Annotated in this window: 3 protein-coding genes and 1 pseudogene; 2 read left to right on the top strand and 2 right to left on the bottom strand. The window is 33.4% G+C overall.

From position 1 onward, the window contains the following. The first annotated feature begins 41 nt into the window (after positions 1-41). Positions 42-440, top strand: coding sequence for an SCP-2 sterol transfer family protein (locus tag GSY74_RS06765; protein ID WP_164664345.1), 399 nt, complete (start codon positions 42-44; stop codon positions 438-440). A gap of 86 nt (positions 441-526) precedes the next feature. Here GSY74_RS06765 and GSY74_RS06770 read toward each other — a convergent pair whose 3' ends face one another. Further along, positions 527-715, bottom strand: a complete 189-nt coding sequence (locus GSY74_RS06770; protein WP_164664346.1) for a hypothetical protein — start codon at positions 713-715, stop codon at positions 527-529. A gap of 138 nt (positions 716-853) precedes the next feature. Between GSY74_RS06770 and GSY74_RS06775 the strand changes: the two genes are divergently transcribed. Then, entirely contained in the window at positions 854-1,840 is a 987-nt protein-coding gene (locus tag GSY74_RS06775; RefSeq protein ID WP_164664347.1) for an Rpn family recombination-promoting nuclease/putative transposase, read from the top strand. A gap of 117 nt (positions 1,841-1,957) precedes the next feature. On the opposite strand, the pseudogene GSY74_RS06780 reads toward GSY74_RS06775, so the two are convergent. Further along, positions 1,958-2,395 (bottom strand): annotated as a pseudogene (locus GSY74_RS06780) (glycine--tRNA ligase subunit beta); the annotation flags it as partial.

The following is a 2,395-nucleotide window of genomic DNA, read 5'->3' on the forward strand; positions in this document are numbered from 1 at the left end:
AATGATATATTTGATAATTTTTAATAATAAAAAGGAAAAAAATGACTGAACTATTTTCAGATAAATGGATTAATGAGTTAAAAGATTTATGGAATGCAACACCAGAGGTTTCAGATAAACTAGCACAGATTGATTTTGACTCCACTATCACTTGTGGCTTCAAAGATAACGGTGAGCCATCTTGTGTATTTGTGGTTGAGAAGGGCAAAGCTGTATCTGCAGGACTATATAATGGTGAGACAGCCGATTGGGATATGAGAGCATCACAAAAAGATTGGGACAAATGGACAAAAAAACCTCTTACAATGACTTCAATGGGAGTGGCTGTGGCTATGGGAAAATTGAAATTTGTGAAGGGTGATTTTTCAGCAATGATTAAGAACCCATCTATGGCAATACCTTTTGTTAAGAGTTTTGCTTTGATGTCAGAGATTTCATAATTTATGGAATAGTCTGAAAGACGATGAGTTAATTATCGTCTTTGTATATCCATGAGAATATTTTAGTTTACAGCGACAGGCACTTGTTACTTGAAGTTACATTTAAATCTATAGTAGGATTCTATATCTCCTCCAACTATATATTTTGCATTCTCTTTACTGGTTCTCAACAACACATGTATCTTGTCCGAAATAATCCACACTCGACCAAAATCATCAAAAACAGCATACTCTTCCCATGCGTTTGATATTGAATTTTTGGTTGTTTCATTCAATGGGATTAAGCTATTGTCAATAGGTATTTCAAATTTTTCTGAAACAGTTTCAAAATTATAGAATTCAATATCCTTGTTCCTCAACGAATCATCTCATCATAACCTTTATGATATAATTCTCTAAAAAAGGCTTCAATTATGGAAGAGACAACAAGACTAGTATCGCTTGATTGGGCTATGAAGCGACTACTTAGAAGTAAATCAAATTTTAAAATTCTAGAGGGTTTCCTGACAGAGCTTATCTGCAAAAAAGAGAATGACCAAATCGAAGATGAGAGCCTCAAAAAAGAGTTGAAAATTATAGAAATTTTAGAGAGTGAATCAAATCAAGAGCATAAAAGAGATAAGTTTAATCGTGTCGATATAAAGATAAAAGATAGTAACGGTGAGATAATCATTGTTGAGATTCAGTTTGATAGTGAGTATGACTATTTTCACAGAATGCTCTATGGGACTTCAAAAGCTATGATTGAACATCTACAGTTAGGTGAAGATTATGCCAATATCAAAAAGGTGATTTCTGTAAATATCGTCTATTTTGATTTGGGTATGGGTAAAGATTATGTATATTATGGTTCAAACAATTTCATAGGAATTCACAAGCAAGATGAGCTTGAACTATCTACTAGACAAAAGAAAAAGTTTAATAAAATTTCACCAAGAGAGATATATCCTGAGTACTATATTGTTAAGGTCAACAAGTTTGACAATATTGCCAAAGATAGCCTTGATGAGTGGATATATTTTCTCAAAAATGAGAGAGTCAAGAGTGACTTTAAGGCAAAAGGGATAAAAGAGGCAAAAAAGAGTCTAAACTATATGAAGCTTAAAGAGGAAGATAGATTGGCTTATAGTCGATATGTGGAGAATCGACGATATAGGATGAGCATTGCTAATACTAAAGAGCTTGATTTAAAGTATAGTCATGAAGAGGGTAGAGAGGAAGGTAAAAAAGAGGGTCGAGAAGAAGGTAGAGTTGAGGGTATAGAAAAAGGTAAAAAAGAGCGAGATATAGAGATTGTTGTACGGTCACTGAACCAAGGTTTGAGTGTAGATATTATAGCTTCTATTACTGGGCTTAGTGTTGGGGAGATAGAGAGAATCAAAGAGAGACGAGATGCCTAGTTTAGCGAGAATTTGGAAGGATTAGGGAAAGTTAGAGGAGGAAATGATTCAACAAATTCTATCAAAAACCTCTTCTCTTGACAGATATTTGCAATACCATTTATTGGACTCCTCACTCTAAATCGAAATCTCCTTAATATCAGCAATCTCTCTAAAAGATTTATAGATAGAAGCCACTGTATTTTTACGATTAGTTTTTATAGCATCATCCTCCACATTAACCATAACAGCATCAAAATAACTATCTAATTTTGGTTTAAGTGCAAACATTGCAGTTAACTGCTCTTCATATGAATTGTACTCTTTTGATATAGTAGCACTATATTCACTATACAACTCACTCTCCATAGATTCAGAAAAAAGAGAGGTATCAACAGATAATTCAGCATTTAAATCTACCTCTTTTGAGATATTTGCTACTCTTTTAAAGGTAGTAAACTGCTCTTTGAAACTTGCTTGGGATACTATGTTATTTAGAGCAGATACTTTTTTAGCTATCTCATTTATATCTCTCTCACCTGACTCCAAAACAGCAGAGATAACAGATGGGTTTGC

The sequence above is a fragment of the Sulfurovum sp. bin170 genome (assembly GCF_010892395.1).
Lineage (GTDB): Bacteria > Campylobacterota > Campylobacteria > Campylobacterales > Sulfurovaceae > UBA1140.

Excerpts from the sequence above, each read along its gene's own strand:
- GSY74_RS06765 (WP_164664345.1), top strand. The coding sequence starts at position 42 with ATGACTGAACTATTTTCAGATAAATGGATTAATGAGTTAAAAGATTTA.
- GSY74_RS06775 (WP_164664347.1), top strand. The coding sequence starts at position 854 with ATGGAAGAGACAACAAGACTAGTATCGCTTGATTGGGCTATGAAGCGA.